This window comes from Priestia sp. 40 (genome assembly GCF_049368575.1).
Classification (GTDB): domain Bacteria; phylum Bacillota; class Bacilli; order Bacillales; family Bacillaceae_H; genus Priestia; species Priestia zanthoxyli.
Map to the genome: position 1 here is coordinate 340,668 of NZ_JBMPZA010000005.1, position 19,146 is coordinate 359,813.

A 19,146-nucleotide genomic window follows, 5' to 3' on the forward strand; every position below is an offset into this window, starting at 1 on the left:
TTGATAAATTTTCAGCAACAAAATGTTTACTTATAATCTAGGAGGTTTTTTAATTTACAATATTCAGCAAAACATATTGATATAGTGAATTAAATCAAGATTTAAAATGAAATTAGGTAGAAGCTTTCTATACTTATAAGCATCTTTTACCTAATTTCTATTAAATAAATATTTTAATAGCGCACTTTAAATATGTATATTAAATGTATCTTTAAGAATATCAAAATAATTTATTTTAATATTCTTAGTATTTAAAGTTAATCTTTTCATTTCGTTTTTAGTTGTGAGAATTCTATTGAGACATTACTAATTTAATTAGAGAATCTCCATCTCTTAAAATTACATACATTTGTTACTTAGTCTCGTTTGAGAACTTTATTTTCTTTTTAATAAATAGGTAAAAAAACTCAATTAATTACATTTTTTACAAAATAACGATGAATACTTTTATAATTTACCATAATATCTCAAAATATACCATCCCTTTATTTGGATTTTTTATATTTATTTCACATATATTAAATTTTTATGATAATTATTATTAATCTCTTTATTTTAATTCTTGTTTTTGAGCATTAAGACGTATCATTTATATACATAGAGGTTCTTATTTTGTTGTCAAACTTCGTAAATGAAGACAAAACACCTTACCAAATTACATATTTATCCAAAATACATTGACTATTTTATTGTTTTACCATAATGTTACAAAATATCCCATCTTCTCAAATGTTAATTTACAATTTATATACATAATTTCATCAGTAAAGTTTTTAATGAACTGAAGAAATATACATACTTATCGTTATTAAATGCGATAAAACTTATTATTATGATCTTCCATTAACTAATAATACCCCTCAGTTGTTTCACCACTTTTTTTCACTCCCAAAATGGCTTCTCGTATAATTCCAGCTAACGTAAAGCTTTAGTAAGAACACTCTCCTTTAGGAAGGGATCAAGAGACTTATTATTAGCATAAATATGGTTAGATAGCTAAAGAAAATAAAGATGCGCTCGTAGAGAGCAGCTTATTGGTAAAGTGCTTAAAAATATTGCTGCGTTGAGCTTAAAATTAAATAATAACTATAAAGTTCTATATTGAATTTAGTATAGTTTTTTGAAAACCATTTAAATTAAATTAAAAACACTTAAAATGACCTTAATTCAAAATAACGCTAGCTATATATGATCTCTACATTTTTTGCTACTATAATCACTTTTTCCTAAATTTATAATAAAAACAATCCTTTGATAAACAAGGGATCGTTCTCTTTCAGGTTCTTTCGTTTATAGAGGCTTCTATACGTTTTGGAACTCTCAACATATGCATGAAGTTTGAGACTTGAATTCTTTTATAACAACCAATCTTTTTATGAATATGATATTGTGTTATGTCTCTTTTTATATTTACCTTCAAATTGTCTAACCTGATTTTCTTTATAAAAGTGTGCTATTTTATATCCATCATTATTATAAGCTTCCAGTATTCTAAAATAAGATTATTCAAAAATGGAGTAAAGAAAAATTGATTGAGCTATCTAATCAAAATATCTATATTAAAAACATCAATAAACTTAAAGAAATAAGAGACCAAAACAGCAAAAATATAGGCGATTTAGATATGCTAATGCTGCCATTAATGTGATTATAAACACACTTATGATGCTGCTTCGCAAATAGAAGGTATGGAGGGAAATAGAGGGCAAGTGAAAACATAATTGAATAAAAAAAAGAAGTTACCTTGTGGTAGCTTCTTTCACTAAAAAAGGAGTCTATTTATTTTAAGGTTAACCTTATATCACAAATCATGTTTTTCAGGGTACTACTGCGATTTATTGTGTTTTATCCCAATAAAGACGTACCTCTGTTTATAAGTTCAATTAAAATCGACTTGCCTTATATACATATGCCTTTATTTTAAAGTTACGGTTAATTCTCTTTCTTTAAAAACTTGTTTAGCAATAAAAATAGCATTTAACACTCTAGGAAAGCCAGTGTATGGAATACAGTGAGTAATGGCTTCTACTATTTCATGTGGTGTGAGGCCTACATTAAGCGCAGCATTGATATGAACATTTAATTGTGGTTCACACCCTCCTTGTGTCGTGAGTGAGCTTATCGTAACCAGTTGTTTTTGCTGTAGGTTAAGTCCTTCTCTTGTATAAATATCTCCAAAGGCAAATTCAATGACATATTTCCCAATGTCAGGAGCAATGTCTTTTAATGATTCAATTACTCGTTTTCCACCCTCTCCATCTACTTCCATTAACGTTTTCCAACCATTTTCGTAACGTTCATTCATCAACTGAATCTCTCCTTACAACTGAGTTATTTTATTTACAAGTTAGATATTACGCTTTAGAGCGCGCTCTAAAGCAAGCATTTTATTTCTCATGTTATAATAATTAATATGGAAAATTTATTCAGCATTCAACAAGTAGCAAGTATGACCGGTCTTTCTACACATACTTTGCGTTATTACGAAAAAATTGGGTTAATAAAAAATGTGCAAAGAAACCAAACCGGATATCGACAATATACAGACGTTGATCTAGCTTGGATTCAGTTTTTAATTCGTTTACGTGTTACAGGAATGCCTATGCTTAAAATGAAGCAGTTTTCTGATTTGCGACAGAAAGGAGATTCTACTATTACGGCAAGAAAGGAATTGTTAGAGGAACATTATAAAGATGTCTTAGGCAAGATAGAGGAACTAGAGTTAAATTCGCATAGAATTGAAGAAAAAATTGCGCACTATAAAAAATTAGAGACAGTGGAGAACCAACAATCTTAATAACTATAAAAAAGACCTTGAAACAAATCTTTCAAGGTCTTTCTTATAGTACCTAATATAACATTAAACAAAAAACGCTGAATTTATATATGTAGCAGATTTGAAATATTCCCACCTAACACTCTGTCTACAACTTCTCCACTAGTTGCATTTGAAAAATTTGCGTGTCTTGAATACCGGCTTTTTGGAGTTCCTGTTTAAAGGATTCTCCTTTTTTAGTTTTCATAATTAACAAATCTATACTAACTCCACTCATTCATAATTGCCAAAAGTTCATATCCATATGAACCGGGTTTTTCTTTTAACCAACCTAAGATTAAAAGTGGAATCAATTGATTTCTCCTCATAAAATGGGATTAATTTTGCTTTACTTACTTTCATTAATAGTAGAGACATTAATAGAAAACTCCTCAAAACTTACTTGTCCCAAGGCAAGCTTCATACTTTCAACAAATATAAGTTCATTTTTAGTTAGTTCACGCTTTGCTTCCTTTTCAATCCATTCATGCTCAACGTCTAAAACATCTAACACATGCTTTTGTTTTGAAAAAGCCTCATAGTATCTTAATCCAAACTTTCTTTGGGAAACGGCATCAATATGAATGCCATCTGGATTTGCTGTTAAGCCTTTTGATGTTACAAAATAACAATTTTTTTCAGTATGGGCAACTTTAGATAATATCTGGTTTATTTGTTTATATTCTACGGCGCTTTTTCCAAATCCGACGTCTCCAAGGTAATGCCCCAACTCACCGATAATAATGGGGATATCTGGTGCATTCAATTCTTCTCTCAAATGTTTAAACAATGAAAGCAGTTTATCTTCATACGTCTTATAACGTTCTCCGTAACTGTCGCTTTCTCCTTGATGCCATAGAATTCCCACTAACTCACTTGTTTCCATTGCGAATTTTGCTTCAGAAATCGCGTGTCTTGTTAATAGTCCTTCAATTGTCCACTCATCAATTGAGCTTCCTCCCTCGGCACATGGTATTACCCCAATGGACTCGCCCGGATGATCCTCTGTCCAAGCTTGGGCAAAAGAGGCTGCTGGCCCGACGCCAGATATGTGACGATCAAAATTAAGTGGTTCTGCCATCGTTTGCCATCTACCGTTTCTCAACATATGTATATGCTCATTATAAATCGGCGGTACATCCTCAATAAATCCTCTGCCTGCCATATTTGATTGTCCAATTAATAATATAGATTTCATAGAAATACCTTCTTTCTCTTCCATGTTGATCACTTTTTTCTAATTTGCTCGTGCTTATACTTATAGAATTAGTAACACTTTGATATATAGCTTAATTGATGGCTTCAAGGGCTTGTTTCAAATAATCCATTTCAGAGGTTATATCATCTATTTTTTGGTTTAACTGACTTACTTTATTAAGAGTATTCTGTGCGTCTAATAAATTAATTTCTAACATCAAACGGCTTGCTTCACTCTCAAGCTTCAATCTCTTTGCAAATAATACCTCGTGCTTTTTTATAATTTCCGATTTTAAATTTTTACTATTGTTTTCTTCCATACTTCTACCTCACTAACTTGTAATAACAGTATTTTATTGAGATGTAAATTTCCCTATATAATTTAATAATTACCTACAGGTAGGTTTATGACATAGTTAAAATTGCCTTTTTTACTTAAAGGAAAACCACATTTATTTCGTATTTACATAAGAGAAATAATAGGAACCATTTAAAATAAATTTCATTATTTACTTTCCTCGGATGGCGTTCATAAGTTTTTGATGTTGGCATTTAGATACATACTGAGCATTCAGAAGCTCCCCTAACTGTCAAAAATAAATGAATTATTCCAAAATAAGGGAAAAACGAAATCATTTTGTTTTTTTTGCAGGAAAAGAAAGCTCAGTATATAAAGATAACAGTATACATCAAAAAGTGTTGAGAAAATTTTATGATCATTTTCTATCAGCACGAGATCCATAATTCGAGAAAAGAGCTTATATCAGTCCGTGTCTTAAGTATGCCTATTATATAGAATGGGTTACTTAGTAAATAAGGGAAGGTGATTTATATGTTAGGGGAAGAAGATTTAAAAGTAAATTGTATATCAGCTGCTATAGGTTTACTAATCCAACATAATATCATCACTCACCAGGAACTGGACAAACTAACTAAAACGAATTATCACGTTTTTTATCATTTTCTCATGGATAAGCTAATTGAAGAAGAGTTTAGTAAGGATAGGGTTGTACAAACATAAGTACTTCAACAAAGAAAGAAGCGCAAGATCCAAAGCAGGAATCTCCTATTTCAAATGTAATTCGTATAGGGCTCCTTACATATTAGACATATATAATATGTAAGGGCTTTCTTATTCAACAAAGCCTCCTATAGTTTAAATGTATTTCTTCACAGTCTATCATTTTAAAAGTCATTTTATCAAAGGAAGTATGCCAATATTGTTACAAAAAAGTCCTCTCCTCGTTTTAGGAAAAGAACTTATACTCAGTGAATTTTATAAGCTACTTCCAAGTCTGATCCAGTTTATCTGAATAGAAATGTAAGGCTCTTTTATAACTTAGTATTTCATTGTCATTTGTCGTATTTAGTAAGCATTTCAGTATCAGTTCCATCGCTTTGCTATGCTCTTTTAAATTGTATAAGGTCATGGAATAAAATACTTTAATTACATGATTATCTGGAAATAAGTCCATTCCTTTTAAAAATATATCTTTTGACTTTTCATATTCCCCCAAGGCTCTATACGTGCTGCCCAATCCCAATATTGCACCTTCCATATCCTTAGAAGGTAATCCTATCTTTATGGCATTTTCGTAAAAGGGCACTGCTTTTTCTTCTTCTCCTAATACGTCAAAGCTCCAAGCACATTGATAGTTATATAAAGCATCGTCTGGACATTCCTTAACTAATTCACTTAGCAATTCGTTAGATTCTTTGTGATTTCCATTCTTTCGTAACGCTAATGCTTCATCTAGTTTGTTATTCATTATCTAAATCTCCAGCCCTTCTTTTTCCCACTACTTATCTCTTAACATCCTTCCATATCCAGAAATTCAGCGTATTCGTACACTTTATCCATATCTATTTCTTATTTTAACTATCCTTGATGCTTAATTTTTAAAGGCTAACCCATTGGCCTGCAAAGCTGCTCTAAGTTTAGGTAAAGAAGCTGGCCCCATACCATGAAATTGTAATATCTCTTTTTCACTAAATGTTGATAGCTGCTGCAAAGAAGTTATCCCGTTGTTTTCTAATGCTCGTCTTGCTGGTGCTGATAGCATGGAGAGAAATCCATTGTCAGGTTTGTTTTCTTGCTCGCAGGTTGGGCAGGTCGGACAGTTACTGCTTTTATAATATTTGTGTCCTTTATGACAGATTCTTAGATTTCCTTTTTGGGTTTTCATTTTTAACCTCTCCTTTTCTCAAGAATTTTTTTAGCTTTTATCCCCTGCCACTTCTTCAATGGATGGTTTATGAAGGAACAAAACATCCTACGTATAGTAAACTAATTATTATTAAATGCTTGTTAGTCTCGTTTCAGATAATGTAGCTCCATTACAAATCATGCTAACACCTTACATGTTTGCGTTTGAAACCAAGCCTTCCTCTATCTATATCCTTTTGAATGTTTTCGGAAGCAAGAAGAATACTACTTTTTTTCTTATCCTTCTTAACCTCGACTGGACCTACTGTCTTTGCCGTTTCAAGGGCCTTTTCATGAAGTGGCAAATATGAAACACCGACTGTATAGATAAAATTATTCATAGCCGATTTCGTTCGATCTGGAGAATCGTGAATCGTATTTTTCACTTGATTAAGCATATCGGCAATCTTGCTTGTGCTAAATTCATCGTCAGGACGATTGCCCAAAAGCCAGCAATAACAACTCCAACCTGCCGACATTTTAAGTTCTTCACCGCTTGCCACCCATCTATCAGCCACAACTTGCGCAAAATCGGTTTCTGACAAAGTTACCGCAACTACATAATCGGATAGCATGTAAAAATACGCTTTATCAATCCAACGCTCAAAATCCTCCGCAGTCATCTCTGTTGGGTCTGCAATGATACCAGCAAAATACATAGCGTCATAATTGCCAGACGCATAGAGCTGCTCAGCTAAAGCCTGGTTTTTCTTGATTTTCTTTGCAATCGGCTTCATTTTTCCTGTTGCCACTCCAAAAAGCGGATCGTGTGCACCATTGTTTATGTAAGTCTTTTTAATTCGTTCCGTACCAAGCGCTTCAAGTTCTTTCATAACCATTTCAAAATCCACCGTTCTGTACCCTCCTTCTTCTCCGTTCATAATCTGCTTTTTATTTCCGCCAAAAAGTTGAACAGTCTTTTTTATCTAAAATATTAAACTCGATTATTTTTTTAAGTAATTCATAGTTTACTGGCTCAGTCCATAGAATTCGAAACAGGCCTTTGGTAGCGCTGTATCCAGCCTGAGCAATGTCATGATTAAAGTGCGCCATGCCTGTTTCTTCAGGTGAAACGCTCAAATGATGTTTCGCTGAGGCAAAGCCGATGATGAATGTTCCATGATCAGTAAACATTGGCGTATTCCATTTGATTTGTGGTTTCAAATTCGGGAAAGTATTAGCAACCCAAGCCAAAACCTCCTCTGTTCGGTCACGGTGGTCAGGGCTATCTATACGCGCTAAATATTCTGCAAAAACTTCCATAGAATCTTCTCCTAAAGTAAAAAAATTTTTGGACGCTATCATTTTTTAATCTATTCTACTTTTAGACAAATGGAACATCAATCAGTTCACTTAAACTTATTTAATTTTCAATTCAAAATTGGCCATGTTTTAAATAAAGTGTACTAATCATTTAATCCTTTTCCATTAAGAATGTTTGGAATGCATTTTTCAACCCTTGATTCTCGAGTCTTAGATTGTTTGGCCGCAGAAAAATGAAGAATATATGCTCTTTGTCGTCCTGGAGTCAATGTAGTAAAAGCATCTTTTAGAGCAGGTATTTCATCAAATTTATGCTGTAGCTCATCAGGAATAATGAGTTCTTCAGGCTTTTTAGCTTTGACTTTTAATCCAGCTTTCTCCACCTCAATAGCCTCATAAATATAAGCTTTTAAGATAGCTTCCTTTTCAACTATTTCTTGTACATTGGTAAAGCGAATTTGTCGCGCCCCTTGTACATTCTCCGTTTGTTGGATTAGAATACCATGAGAATCTTGTAACAGAGCACCTTTAGGAAACAGTAGCGCACAGTACTCTTTAAATCCATGTATTAAAACAATGTTTTTTTTCTCAAAAGTATAACAAGGATTCATCCATTTAAAATCTTCGGTCAACTCACAGTCAAGAGCAATCTTTCTCAACGTCTCATATTCTTCTTTCCACTTTTTAGCTTTAGTTAAAAATTCATCAACCTTAGGATTCATTTTACTGTTTGTCATCAAAGAACACTCCTATTCAATTTTTCAATCTGTCTCTCTCGCAATCATACAGTCAACCTTAAGTCTGTTTAATGGTGTTACTATTCTTCAAATGTAGGAAATGCCCTTCTTCAACGTTTTTATTTACTATAGAAAAAACAAAGCAAAGAATGCCTTCATGTTGATACATATAATGACTCTGTTTGGTAGCTACTCATAATCGATCGAAAGAATCTTTCAAAAAAAGAATATTCGTTCTCTACATTATATAAGAACAAACGTTCTCTTTCAATGAAAACTCTAAAGCTTTCCGAATTATTCCTATGAATAACGTCGAATCTATAATAAAGAATATTTCAATTGTTGGACATTGTTCTACAGGCATTATTAATAAACATTATATAATCGTAGAAGAAATTAGTTAAACAACAACTCATGTTTTATAAAACATGAGTTGTTTGATTCTAGTACAATAATTGTATCTATTAGAAAAAATATATAGCTTTCTTTCAGATTATTAATTTTCTTTAATCATAGTTAAACCAAGGTCACTACATGAATACATAGCTGTATATAGATTGTATCTTTAATGTAAAATATTATTTTTTGGTAAATTTGGATTTTTTATTACATTTATATGATAATATAGACAAAAAAGGAGGGTAATATGAAAAAAATACTTAGTTTAGTTACATTATTTGTTTTTTCTATGGGAATAGCTTTACCAACGTTTGCAGAGGCGGCTTCGCAAAAGTTAATTCAACCAATTAATAATGCACGAATTACAGCCGGATACCTCAATACTAAATACCAACAAAAGTTTGGCTTCAAACATTATGGTTGGGATTTAGTCTCAGCAACAAGTAATCGTACAGTTTGGGCAAGTGGTAAAGGTAAAGTTTTAGCCACTGGATATGATGGGGTTCTAGGTAATACGATTATAGTAAAATATCCTCAAGCATACATTCATAGTACAAAAGCGACCAAAGACATTGTAATTCGTTATAATCACCTTGCATCAATAAAAGTAGCAAAAGGTCAAAGCGTCACAAAAGATACGTCTTTAGGTATTTACGGAAACACAGGGAAGTATTCTACAGGAGCACACTTACATTTTGAAATCGATACAGATACTGTAAACTATCAATACTCTCCAACTTTAGGTTCAAGTTCTAACATTATCAAAGCAGGTACAGCTAGCACTGTGCTTTCACCAAAAAGTGTCTTATACACTAAGAACTCTGCACCAGATAATCAGCAAATTTGGATTTTAGGTGATGGCTATCAATCATCGACTGAAGATAATTTACCTATTTTCTAATAGACGTTCGTTTTTAGACTGTCTTATTTGAGACAGTTTTTTTTTGTGTCCAAGTTATTGACTCAAATCTAGAAGAGTATGTATACCTTAATTTAGACAGTTTAAAAGTAACTGCGAAAGAGGAGATTATACTTTTAGAAAAAGCGGTGGATATTTTATCTAAGAATAAAATTAAAGTAGCAGAAGAAGCCTTCCCCTCTAAATGGTAGATTTCTTCTGTTTTTAAACTGTATGTTACCATAAAACGTATTATAAGAACCATAAACATTTGAAATAAGTTTAGTTAGATGTTTCCCTTTTTAATTTGGTGAAATTATCTAAGAAGATAAAAAGGGGGAAGGAAACATGAGCACAACAGAAATCATATTATTAAACATAAAAGAGATTAGAAGAAGAAGCATAAAGATATGGGAAGCAATTCCTCAAAGTAAATTGGATTGGAAGCCAGATACAGAAGCTATGACATGCTTGGAGATGGTTCGACACGTCTTAGAATCAGAATATTATTATCATCTAGCTATTAAAAATAAGGGTAGCTTAAAAGAATTTGACTCTCCTTTTGAAAAAAAACCATTGATTTCTGTAACAAGTGAATTAGAATTTGCAGAAACATACCATCAACAATTTTTAGAAATGATAAGTACCTTTTCACATGAGGATTTAACATGTATTCAAATAGATCGTTCAGATGTAGGCTATATTCGTTCCTTAGGTGATATGTTATTGCGTATAGGTTATCATGAATCCGTACACGCAGGACAACTCTTACAGTATTTAAGAACAATGGGAGTTGATCGTCCTAAAGTCTGGGATTAAGCCAGTGAAGCACTATGTATACCATATACAACACCAGTTAACCTAATCATGATCATGTTTAGGTTCATTTTTTACGATACTATTAAGTAATCTACAACTTAGTTCGTTAAAATAAGAAAATCCTTTGCAGAAGTATGCAAAGGATTTTTTTTATTTTCTTATACCTTTTCTCTCTTGGGAATTAGTAAAGCACAAGAAAAGTTAAAGTTCTCAGTTCTCATGCTATTATTGAGTCTTTATTCTTTATATTCAGCTACTGTTGCTCCCCCTAACTTATACAACATAAGAAGTTGTTCGGCCATAAAAACAGGTGACTGTTTAAATTGATGCTTTCTCCAATAATGAATAACGCCTAATTGTGCAGATGTCACATAACTTAAATAAATATCTGGAGATACAATCAAATTAATATCTTTTACATGAACAACCTCTAACCCTTTTTGTGTGTACGTTCGAATAATATCTTGGAGCTTTTCTGCAAATATGGATGGCCCATGTTCCCCAAGCATAACGGCATAAAACTCTCTATGGATATAGATATTCTCAAACATTCGCTGAAAAATTTCATGAAGCATCGTTAAACTAAATTCAGCTGACCTCTCTCCCGACTCGTCAATTTCAATCGCTTCTTCTAAATCATCCAATATTTCTTTAATACTTTGTTCTTGTAATTGTTGTTTATCCTCATAATGGGCATAAAACGTAGCACGGTTAATATCTGCTCTTTCTGTAATATCACTCACAGACACAGCGTGCATATTCTTTTCTTCTAACAAGGAAAGATATGCGGTAATAATGGCCTTTCTTGTTTTCCGAATGCGTCGATCAACCTTTTTCATCTCCAATTGACCTCCTACTTTTGAATTATTTTTTAGATTTAAAACAACACCCTCTATATAAGTGTTGCTTAAACTACATTTTCTGAAAGATTAATGGTTGTTGATTTCAAACTGAATTGTAAAATATAAAGTAACACTTTGAATTTTAACATACATAGTGTTGCTTTATATTTTTTTAGGAGGAATAATAAATGTCAGATTTACATGTATTGATTGCAGGCGGAGGCATTGGAGGGTTAAGCCTAGGACAACATTTAAAAAAAGCAGGAATTAGCTTTTCTATATATGAGCGTGAAGATGAAGTATCAAAAAATGGATATCGGTTACATATGAATATGGACGGCGGCGAATCGCTCCGTGCTGCTCTTCCAGAAAATCTATACAAACTATATGTACAAACGTCAAGAAAAAATCCACGTCGTGAAATGGCTGTATTAATTGATGAGCAATTGAATGAAGTGGGTGTTCGCCCTCATATTGGTGCTCCAAACGATGAAGAATTTCCACATACAGCCGTGAACCGCCGAACATTATGTCAAATTCTACTTAGTGGTATTGAAGAACACGTTCACTTTAATTCAGTCGTTACAGGATTTGAGCAAGATGAAAAGGGAGTTTCACTGTTTTTAGCTGATGGAACAGTTGCTAAAGGTGATTTATTAGTAGCCGCAGACGGTATCAATTCAGCAATTCGTCGCCAATTGATGCCAGACGTTCAACCTGTAGATACAAAAGCTCGGGCGATTTATTCTAAATCCCCTCTTACAAAAGAGATTAGACAACAGTTACCAGAGATCTTATTTGATGGATTTACAAGTGCAATGGATTCTATTGGTACGTATATGGCCATTGGTCCATATGAGCCAAGACGTCCAGTAGCTGAAGCTGCTAGAGAACTAGCACCTGAATCTGCAATAGAACCTGTAGAGGATTATGTCATGATTACTCTGAATGTCTCTGAACAGTTAAAGGTATCAGATGAAGAGCTTCGTCGTATAAACCCAGAAGAACACCACCAGTTAATGCTTGATTTAACAAAAGATTGGCACCCTATTTTACGAGGTCTTGTTGAGCGTATAGATTCTCAAACGGTATCCGTGCTGCCTGTTCGCGCAATAGAACCTATAGAACCTTGGGAAACAAGTCGCGTTACGTTAATTGGTGATGCTATTCATGCAATGCCACCAAGCTTTGGCGCTGGTTCAAATTTAGCGCTGCGAGATGCGCGCATTTTAGCTGAACAAATTATAGCTATTCACAAGAAACAAACCGACGTACATGGTGGAATTTCTCAATATGAAGAAGCCATGAGAGCTCATGACTATCCAATTTTCGAGATGTCATCAAATGAAAAGAAAGCACGAAAATTCAATAAAGTACACCAGTAAGATAGATAAACACTATATAGTACTGTTTCTGAAATGATGATATGGAGGAAACAGTATTTCTTTTTACTACATTAGGGAGAGATCTATAAATGATGAATACGTACAATTTAATTTCCGAATCTAAAAAACAGAAGTTAATTATTGTATTAGCATGCACACTGGTCTTTTCGTCGATGAGTGCGACCATGTTTAATGTGGCTTTGCCTTCTATTACACATGAATTGTCGCTAACGCCTTCTCAAGCAGCCTGGATTATTACAAGTTATATGATTATCTATGCGATTGGGTCTGTTGCTTATGGACGATTGGCTGATCAATACAAACTGAAAAATTTATTAACGGCCGGCCTTCTCTTTTTTGCAGTTGGTTCCGTCATTGGCTTCTTTTCAACAAACTTTGCTTTTATTATTTCAGCACGAGTTCTGCAAGCTGTTGGAGCATCTGTTTTCCCAGCTTCTGCAATGCTAATCCCCTCTCGTTACTTTCCGCCTGAAGTAAGAGGAAAAGCACTCGGCATTACATCAACAGGACTATCATTAGGAGTAGCAGTGGGACCGATTATTGCTGGGGTCATTACCACATCTTTACATTGGCACTATTTGTTTGCAGTATCTATTATACCTGTTGTTGCTATTCCTTTTTTCCGTACTTATTTGGATGATACGAAAGGTAATGCTGCAAAACTAGATTACTTGGGCGCTGCTTTATTAGCTGGAATGGTAACGTTTGTTTTATTGGGCATTTCTATGCAGCACCTATATTATTTTATCATCAGTATTCTACTACTAGGATTATTTAGTTGGAGAATTAGTAAGGCACAAGAGCCATTTATTAAGGCAGAGTTGTTTAAAAACAAACGTTACTCTGTTATTTTACTTTTATTTGCGTGTAGTTCAGGTATTGGCTTTGGGCTTCCTTACTTGACACCTTTATTGCTTGCAGATGTAAACCATTTAAGTGCCTTTACAAGTAGCTTATTTATGTTTCCTGGTGCCGCAATTACAGCTCTTTTAGCAAAAAAAGGCGGAGAATTAGCTGATAAAAAAGGCAATGTCGTACTAGCTTATATTGCGTTAAGCTTTTACTTTATCTGTTTTATTAGTTTATCTATTATCGTTGGACATTCTCCTTACCTTATTATGGTTGCAATCATCTTTGGTTATATTGCACAGTCTTTTTGCCAAATGTCGCTGGCAAACACTGTTTCACAAGTTCTTCCTTCTACCCAAACAGGGGTAGGCATGGGATTATTTATGTTAACAAACTTTGTGGGGAGTTCTATAGCCACTACGCTAATGGGGACATCATTAAATGATCATAACGGAGTTTCAGGCTACACGAACATTTATATCATTCTCAGCATCATTGTTGTTGGTATGGGTATAATTTATACAGGTGTTATTAAGAAAAGTGTTTCTTCTACTCAGCAGATTAGTAAATAACACACAGTATTCCTTATCTCTAAAATAAAAAGTCACGTTAAATTAATAAATGAGTAAGCTATTCATGATGTGTCCGAGCATCATCTAAAAATAGTGATATTCATAGCAAAAAATACAGAAATAAACATTTATAATTTTAACTCAATGAAAAAATATATATTGTATGTAAAAACTCCACTTCTTTTAAGCAGAAGTGGAGTTTTTTATCTATTTTAAAGTTTTGATGTAAAGACTTTTTAATTTATATTTAAACTTCTTGTTTTTTTGTATGTAAAGCTTTAATCAAAAGGCATAAAGTATTTATGCTCTCTTTATAAGGCATACTTCTAAAGAGAGGAGCAGTGATTAATATGCATTATAGTAAAAGAAATCAAGAACCTCCGATTCAAGAGGAAACAGAAATTTGGGAATGTACAGTAGAAGAGTGTAAAGGCTGGATGAGGAAAGACTTCTCTTACGATAGTCATCAGAAATGTCCTTTGTGTAAAAGTCAGATGGAAGCTAAAAAACGGCTTATTGATAAAATCCCCCGTAATCCGCATAGAAGATAATATAAACCTACGCTTTCTAAAAGATTAAACACTATCTATCCATAAAAAAGTCTTGTCTTGGTTCATCTTTGCTTTCTATTTCTATTGTATGTTATAACTAGTTAACCTTGTATCGATCGTCTTGACTAAGCCCCAAGCTTTTAAAAAGCCTGGGGTTTTTAGTTAACTACTAGTAGGTAAATCACGGTTTTGTGATTATAAAACCATAAAAAAAGACTCCTTTACAGGAGTCTTTTTTGTGGTCGCTTTTAATTATGCTTTGTGAACGTTAGCAGCTTGTGCTCCACGTTGACCTTCTTCGATATCAAAAGTAACTTTTTGACCTTCTTCTAATGATTTGAAACCTTCACCTTGAATAGCACTGAAATGAACGAATACATCGTCTCCGCCTTCGATTTCAATGAAACCGAAACCTTTGTCTGCATTAAACCATTTTACTGTACCTTGTGTCATAATGTTGCCTCCTGCTGTGGAATACTCCACAAATGTATTACTAATCTTGCCCAAACATACTATTTCAAGATAAAAACTTCTACTTAGGGTTTTTTCTTTTCTCAATATACCGAACAAAAATAAGTTATCTGTAGTGTAACACATAGTAGGATTGATAGCAAATAAGGAAAGTATCCCCTTCAACAAGTTCTAACTACTCATCTTTCCCCTACCAAGACTTATGATAGGCATATGTAGCATAGCTATTCATAATAATTCATTATTTAACCTTTCTTATAAATAAAGAGCATATGTAATCCAAAAAACACCTGTTAGCTTTATTGAATTATAAAGAAGCTATTGGGATATTCTATTTAGGGAAGAAGGAAAACAAGTTATTGATTACAACTAATCATTACAAAGCTTCTTACATTTGGGATGAGGTGTCTACAGCAGGCATATTTCAGAAAACCTTATTGTAAATCGATGTATGTTTGATTCATAAGGGGATGGTAGTCATGAACGTAGTAAGAATATATATAATGGGTAGACAATAATATTCATTTATCACTATACAAATGAGGTGTTTGTCCCAGACCAAGAACGATTTCGTTCACATTGTATATTTTTTAGTTCAATGCTTAAATGAGGTGTTTGTTAAAGAGAATATACTTTTTCAAGTTACTGTTTCATTAGGCAATGGAATTACGTAAATGAGGTGTTCCTTAAAGATCATATGCTGCATTAAAAGCTGATTTTTCCTTCTTCACATGACGGGATGCATAATCGTTTGCATCTCGTTTTTGTTATACATACTATCTGAGATATACTTGTTTATTTGTATGTAAGGCTTCAATTAAGGTGTACAGAGTTCTCTACATAGGTTTTCATTAATTGTATCCGTACCCTGTTACTCGGTAATCATCACCGTAATCTACTGTGACAGACACTTCTTTTTTCTTCTCTTTACTATTAGCATATCCGTGGACTAATACTGTACTTAAATCTTCTCCACCTGAAAATTTAACATCTTTGGGAACAAAATCAACGTCTTCTTCGTCTTTCATATACGTAGCCGAGAAAAAAGAGATGATAGGTTTAAAAAAGCTGTCTCTACTTTCAAGTAGAGACAGCTGAAGAAACAATCAGCTATTTAGAAGGTGTTTGTCGTGTCTTGTAGGCAGATACTTTTATCACTTACCCAATAACCCAATAAAGGAATGCTCCTATTAATGCTCCCCATTATCCGACTTTATCTCTAGTTTCTTCGACATTATAAACTCACTCATATGTTGAAAACCATATAACAGGAGTTGTCTAACAGTCAAAATGGTTACATACTGAAAAGGATTAATTTTCTTAAGCTTAAAGATGCTGCCCTTTTTTAATTTAGGTACAACTACAAATGTAAATGTAGTATGAATCATAAAGTTTACAGCTATATACAGAGGAAATTTACGGTATGTGGATTTAAGCACCCACATGGATACAGCAAAAAAGGGCCCCCATGTCCACACATCTTCACCAGGAATTTTCGGATGTATACTTTGTTTAAAAGACCAAAAATTCTTTCTCTTAGCATAAGAATTAAGGTATTTAGTTACCATACAAATAGCAATGGACGCTGGAAGAAAACGTTTAAAATCTTTGCCTTTCATAAATGAAAAGCTGGACCAACAAGTGATAACTAACAGTATTAAAAATAGTCTATTCTTTTTCATGGTTTTATACACCTCTCTATTTTAAGGTGTACATCTATTCTAAAATTACACAACGAATTATCTTAAGAGCATGCTGCCTAAAGATTATAATATATAATCGGTTAAAATTTGAACAAACTATTGACGATGTTTTCTTGTACATGTTGCCTCATAGTGATATGCCCAATACTTCCTGAAATTTTCAATTTTTTCTTGCCAGGTACTTCTAAGGATACTGTCTCTCCACTTGGATATATTAATTCTTGTGGAGGTGATAGTAATGGAAAACAAATACTCTAACAAGACAGCTTCAGGAACAGATGTACAACACGTGAAGCAAAAGAATGCTCAAGCATCTTCTGGCAAATACGGTACGGAATTTGCTAGCGAGACTGACGTACAACACGTTAAACGTCAAAACGCTCAAGCAAACAAAAACCAAAAATAATGTTAAAAGGGTTCTTTCATGCTCGTTGAAAGAACCCTTTGTGATACAAGGTTATTCTTCGGGAAGTAATAAAATCTTCCCTAACTTCCCTTTATTTTTAAAATACACTTGGGCTTCTTTTGCTTTGTCTAAAGGGAAAATTTTATCGATAACTGGTTTAATTTTCCCCTCAGAAATTGCCTTAAGCATATCTTTAAACTCTGCTCTCGTTCCCAACACAGATCCATACATTGTAATATGTTTTAGATACAATGTTCTAAAATCAAAATTTGTATGCTGACCACCAGCAGAACCTGAAATGCAAAATTTCCCTCCGTTTTTTAAAACTTGAAGAGATATGGAAAACAAAGCATCTCCTACAACATCTAGAACGGAATCGACCGGACCTCCGTTCAGTTCTAAAATGTCTTCTGAAAGAGTATCAGATTTATATGATAATACGTGTGTGGCTCCCAATTCCTTAATTCTTTCTTGATTCTCTAAGTCCCCCGTGATTGCAATAACTTTAGCACCAAAGACTTTAGAGGCAATTTGTACATTTAATGATCCCACACCACCATTTGCTCCAGTTACTATAACTGTCTCACCTGGTTGAGCTTGAATTTGTTTGACCATGTGCCAAGCAGTTAACCCACTTACCGAAAAAACAGCACTTTCTGAATAGTTTGATAGGGGCATGTCAAAGCAAAGTTCAGCAGGCCAAACCACATATTCAGCATAACCACCATCGTATTCTGAACCTATAAAGGACATATCATCAGAAATATGTTCGTACCCTTCTTCTCCACTAGATATAAAAGGGAATAAAACAACATCCTTTCCCACTATAGACTCCTCTACTAACTTTCCTGCTTTTACTACTTTTCCCGTTATATCAGATCCTGGTGTACGTGGAAACTGGACTCCTTCCAGTCGCCATCCAGATTTTGAGTCAGTACCGTAAGCACCCTCTCTCATCCAAATTTCTGTATTGTTAATAGCACAGGCCTTTACTTTTATAAGAACTTCATTTTCTTTCGGTTCAGGTATAGGAATTTCCACTAGGCTTAATTTACTTACGTCTCCATACCCTGTTACTTGTACAGCTTTCATAGAACAGTCACCTTCTTTTTTACGAATATAGTTTTTAATATATTTCATACGGCTGCTTATAGTTTAGAAAAAAACATGCATATTTCATTATGCGCTCTTCTCTCTATTATCATCAAGTTTGGAGTCAGTATACTTTTACGGCCTTTTCTTTTTACTTCTGTTTCACAATGTCAAAAACTACTGGATCATTAAATTTAGAAATATTAATAAACTCTCTTTTTTATTGTTTTGTAACATGGCGCTACCATATAATAAAAAACACCAACAAAAGATTTTGCTGGTGGAAAGAGATTATTTATTAGTAGGCGCCTTGTGAATAAGTTAACTCATAGCTATGCGTATAAATTTCAAAAATATTTCCAAATGGATCTTCTACATAAACCATTTTATATGGTTTTTCTCCTGGGTAATATTCTCTGATAGGCATACGTTGTTTACCACCATGTTGCTTAATTTTCTCTACAAGACCTTCAATATCTGGATCCTGAATGCAGAAATGGAAAATTCCTGTTTTCCAATACTCAAAGTTATTTTCAGGTGTTTCATTTTCAGGGAACTCAAACATTTCTACGCCAATTTTATCTCCAGTAGCTAGATGTGCAATTCTGAATTTATCCCAGTCATTCCCAAATACATCTCGACACATTTGACCGATAGGTGTGTCATCATTTTCTACATCTGAAGGTTCCATAATAACGTACCAGCCGAACACATCAGTATATAATTTAATTGCCTCATCTAGGTTAGGTACTGAAAGACCGATATGAGAAAATGTTTTAGGATATGTGAACATAATTTATATTCCTCCAATTTTTTTAATGATTTTAGTGTTTGCTGTCGAACACATGAATATTGTATTTCACAATTTTGAATTATGGAAGAACGCACTTTTTTGTGAGAAACTAACCTAAAGGTAAGAA

22 protein-coding genes are annotated in these 19,146 nt (G+C 33.4%); 8 read left to right on the forward strand and 14 right to left on the reverse strand.

Annotation, left to right across the window (positions count from 1 at the left end; translation table 11 throughout):
- Positions 1-1,915: 1,915 nt before the first annotated feature.
- Positions 1,916-2,305: a carboxymuconolactone decarboxylase family protein gene (locus ACO1DI_RS02710; RefSeq protein ID WP_195697040.1), complete on the reverse strand. Its 390-nt coding sequence runs from the start codon at positions 2,303-2,305 to the stop codon at positions 1,916-1,918.
- 108 nt (positions 2,306-2,413) lie between these two features.
- On the opposite strand from ACO1DI_RS02710, the gene ACO1DI_RS02715 reads away from it, so the two are divergent.
- Positions 2,414-2,797: a MerR family transcriptional regulator gene (locus tag ACO1DI_RS02715; protein WP_243556238.1), complete on the forward strand. Its 384-nt coding sequence runs from the start codon at positions 2,414-2,416 to the stop codon at positions 2,795-2,797.
- A gap of 367 nt (positions 2,798-3,164) precedes the next feature.
- Here the strand turns inward: ACO1DI_RS02715 and ACO1DI_RS02720 are convergent, their stop codons facing one another.
- The gene (locus tag ACO1DI_RS02720; RefSeq protein WP_423145246.1) at positions 3,165-4,013 is read right to left on the reverse strand and encodes a sialate O-acetylesterase; all 849 of its coding nucleotides are present in this window, start codon (positions 4,011-4,013) and stop codon (positions 3,165-3,167) included.
- A gap of 91 nt (positions 4,014-4,104) precedes the next feature.
- Positions 4,105-4,332: a hypothetical protein gene (locus tag ACO1DI_RS02725; RefSeq protein ID WP_371906081.1), complete on the reverse strand. Its 228-nt coding sequence runs from the start codon at positions 4,330-4,332 to the stop codon at positions 4,105-4,107.
- A 512-nt stretch (positions 4,333-4,844) separates the two neighbouring features.
- Here ACO1DI_RS02725 and ACO1DI_RS02730 point away from each other — a divergent pair.
- Complete coding sequence (locus tag ACO1DI_RS02730) at positions 4,845-5,033, forward strand: hypothetical protein (RefSeq protein ID WP_014458940.1); 189 nt, start codon at positions 4,845-4,847, stop codon at positions 5,031-5,033.
- Positions 5,034-5,295: 262 nt separating this feature from the next.
- On the opposite strand, the gene ACO1DI_RS02735 is transcribed toward ACO1DI_RS02730, so the two are convergent.
- The 5 genes from ACO1DI_RS02735 to ACO1DI_RS02755 all read right to left on the reverse strand — a co-directional run bounded on the left by ACO1DI_RS02735 (position 5,296) and on the right by ACO1DI_RS02755 (position 8,218).
- A complete protein-coding gene (locus tag ACO1DI_RS02735) occupies positions 5,296-5,781 on the reverse strand; it encodes a tetratricopeptide repeat protein (protein WP_423145048.1) in 486 nt (161 codons plus the stop codon).
- A gap of 123 nt (positions 5,782-5,904) precedes the next feature.
- Positions 5,905-6,198, reverse strand: a complete 294-nt coding sequence (locus ACO1DI_RS02740; RefSeq protein WP_423145049.1) for an RNA polymerase alpha subunit C-terminal domain-containing protein — start codon at positions 6,196-6,198, stop codon at positions 5,905-5,907.
- Positions 6,199-6,361: 163 nt separating this feature from the next.
- A complete protein-coding gene (locus ACO1DI_RS02745; protein ID WP_423145050.1) occupies positions 6,362-7,069 on the reverse strand; it encodes a DNA alkylation repair protein in 708 nt (235 codons plus the stop codon).
- 40 nt (positions 7,070-7,109) lie between these two features.
- Positions 7,110-7,481, reverse strand: a complete 372-nt coding sequence (locus tag ACO1DI_RS02750; protein WP_423145051.1) for an iron chaperone — start codon at positions 7,479-7,481, stop codon at positions 7,110-7,112.
- Between the two features lie 143 nt (positions 7,482-7,624).
- Positions 7,625-8,218 carry a YdeI/OmpD-associated family protein gene (locus tag ACO1DI_RS02755; RefSeq protein ID WP_423145052.1) on the reverse strand — a complete coding sequence of 198 codons (594 nt, stop codon included), beginning with the start codon at positions 8,216-8,218 and terminating at the stop codon, positions 7,625-7,627.
- A gap of 646 nt (positions 8,219-8,864) precedes the next feature.
- Here ACO1DI_RS02755 and ACO1DI_RS02760 point away from each other — a divergent pair.
- Together ACO1DI_RS02760 and ACO1DI_RS02765 are read left to right on the forward strand one after the other, a co-directional pair.
- Positions 8,865-9,518 carry a M23 family metallopeptidase gene (locus ACO1DI_RS02760; protein ID WP_014458934.1) on the forward strand — a complete coding sequence of 218 codons (654 nt, stop codon included), beginning with the start codon at positions 8,865-8,867 and terminating at the stop codon, positions 9,516-9,518.
- A gap of 345 nt (positions 9,519-9,863) precedes the next feature.
- Positions 9,864-10,334: a DinB family protein gene (locus ACO1DI_RS02765; protein WP_116740076.1), complete on the forward strand. Its 471-nt coding sequence runs from the start codon at positions 9,864-9,866 to the stop codon at positions 10,332-10,334.
- Between the two features lie 236 nt (positions 10,335-10,570).
- Here the strand turns inward: ACO1DI_RS02765 and ACO1DI_RS02770 are convergent, their stop codons facing one another.
- Entirely contained in the window at positions 10,571-11,173 is a 603-nt protein-coding gene (locus ACO1DI_RS02770) for a TetR/AcrR family transcriptional regulator (RefSeq protein WP_014458932.1), read from the reverse strand.
- A gap of 191 nt (positions 11,174-11,364) precedes the next feature.
- Between ACO1DI_RS02770 and ACO1DI_RS02775 the strand changes: the two genes are divergently transcribed.
- The 3 genes from ACO1DI_RS02775 (at position 11,365) to ACO1DI_RS02785 (ending at position 14,554) form a co-directional block, all read left to right on the forward strand.
- Positions 11,365-12,561, forward strand: coding sequence for an FAD-dependent oxidoreductase (locus ACO1DI_RS02775; RefSeq protein WP_423145053.1), 1,197 nt, complete (start codon positions 11,365-11,367; stop codon positions 12,559-12,561).
- Positions 12,562-12,650: 89 nt separating this feature from the next.
- Entirely contained in the window at positions 12,651-14,003 is a 1,353-nt protein-coding gene (locus ACO1DI_RS02780) for an MFS transporter (RefSeq protein ID WP_140451185.1), read from the forward strand.
- A 350-nt stretch (positions 14,004-14,353) separates the two neighbouring features.
- Positions 14,354-14,554, forward strand: a complete 201-nt coding sequence (locus tag ACO1DI_RS02785) for a cold-inducible protein YdjO-related protein (protein ID WP_144634986.1) — start codon at positions 14,354-14,356, stop codon at positions 14,552-14,554.
- A gap of 252 nt (positions 14,555-14,806) precedes the next feature.
- Here ACO1DI_RS02785 and ACO1DI_RS02790 read toward each other — a convergent pair whose 3' ends face one another.
- From ACO1DI_RS02790 to ACO1DI_RS02800, 3 genes are all read right to left on the reverse strand, one after another.
- Positions 14,807-15,007, reverse strand: a complete 201-nt coding sequence (locus ACO1DI_RS02790) for a cold-shock protein (RefSeq protein WP_025751380.1) — start codon at positions 15,005-15,007, stop codon at positions 14,807-14,809.
- 869 nt (positions 15,008-15,876) lie between these two features.
- On the reverse strand, positions 15,877-16,053 hold the full coding sequence (locus tag ACO1DI_RS02795; protein WP_181170492.1) for a hypothetical protein: 177 nt from the start codon (positions 16,051-16,053) through the stop codon (positions 15,877-15,879).
- Positions 16,054-16,215: 162 nt separating this feature from the next.
- Complete coding sequence (locus ACO1DI_RS02800; protein WP_423145054.1) at positions 16,216-16,644, reverse strand: hypothetical protein; 429 nt, start codon at positions 16,642-16,644, stop codon at positions 16,216-16,218.
- 322 nt (positions 16,645-16,966) lie between these two features.
- On the opposite strand from ACO1DI_RS02800, the gene ACO1DI_RS02805 reads away from it, so the two are divergent.
- Positions 16,967-17,134 (forward strand): gamma-type small acid-soluble spore protein, encoded by a 168-nt coding sequence (locus ACO1DI_RS02805; protein WP_033580113.1) that lies wholly within the window; start codon positions 16,967-16,969, stop codon positions 17,132-17,134.
- 51 nt (positions 17,135-17,185) lie between these two features.
- On the opposite strand, the gene ACO1DI_RS02810 is transcribed toward ACO1DI_RS02805, so the two are convergent.
- Together ACO1DI_RS02810 and ACO1DI_RS02815 are read right to left on the reverse strand one after the other, a co-directional pair.
- Positions 17,186-18,226 carry a zinc-binding dehydrogenase gene (locus ACO1DI_RS02810; RefSeq protein ID WP_423145247.1) on the reverse strand — a complete coding sequence of 347 codons (1,041 nt, stop codon included), beginning with the start codon at positions 18,224-18,226 and terminating at the stop codon, positions 17,186-17,188.
- A gap of 298 nt (positions 18,227-18,524) precedes the next feature.
- Positions 18,525-19,019: a lactoylglutathione lyase family protein gene (locus ACO1DI_RS02815; RefSeq protein WP_423145055.1), complete on the reverse strand. Its 495-nt coding sequence runs from the start codon at positions 19,017-19,019 to the stop codon at positions 18,525-18,527.
- Between the last annotated feature and the right edge of the window lie 127 nt (positions 19,020-19,146).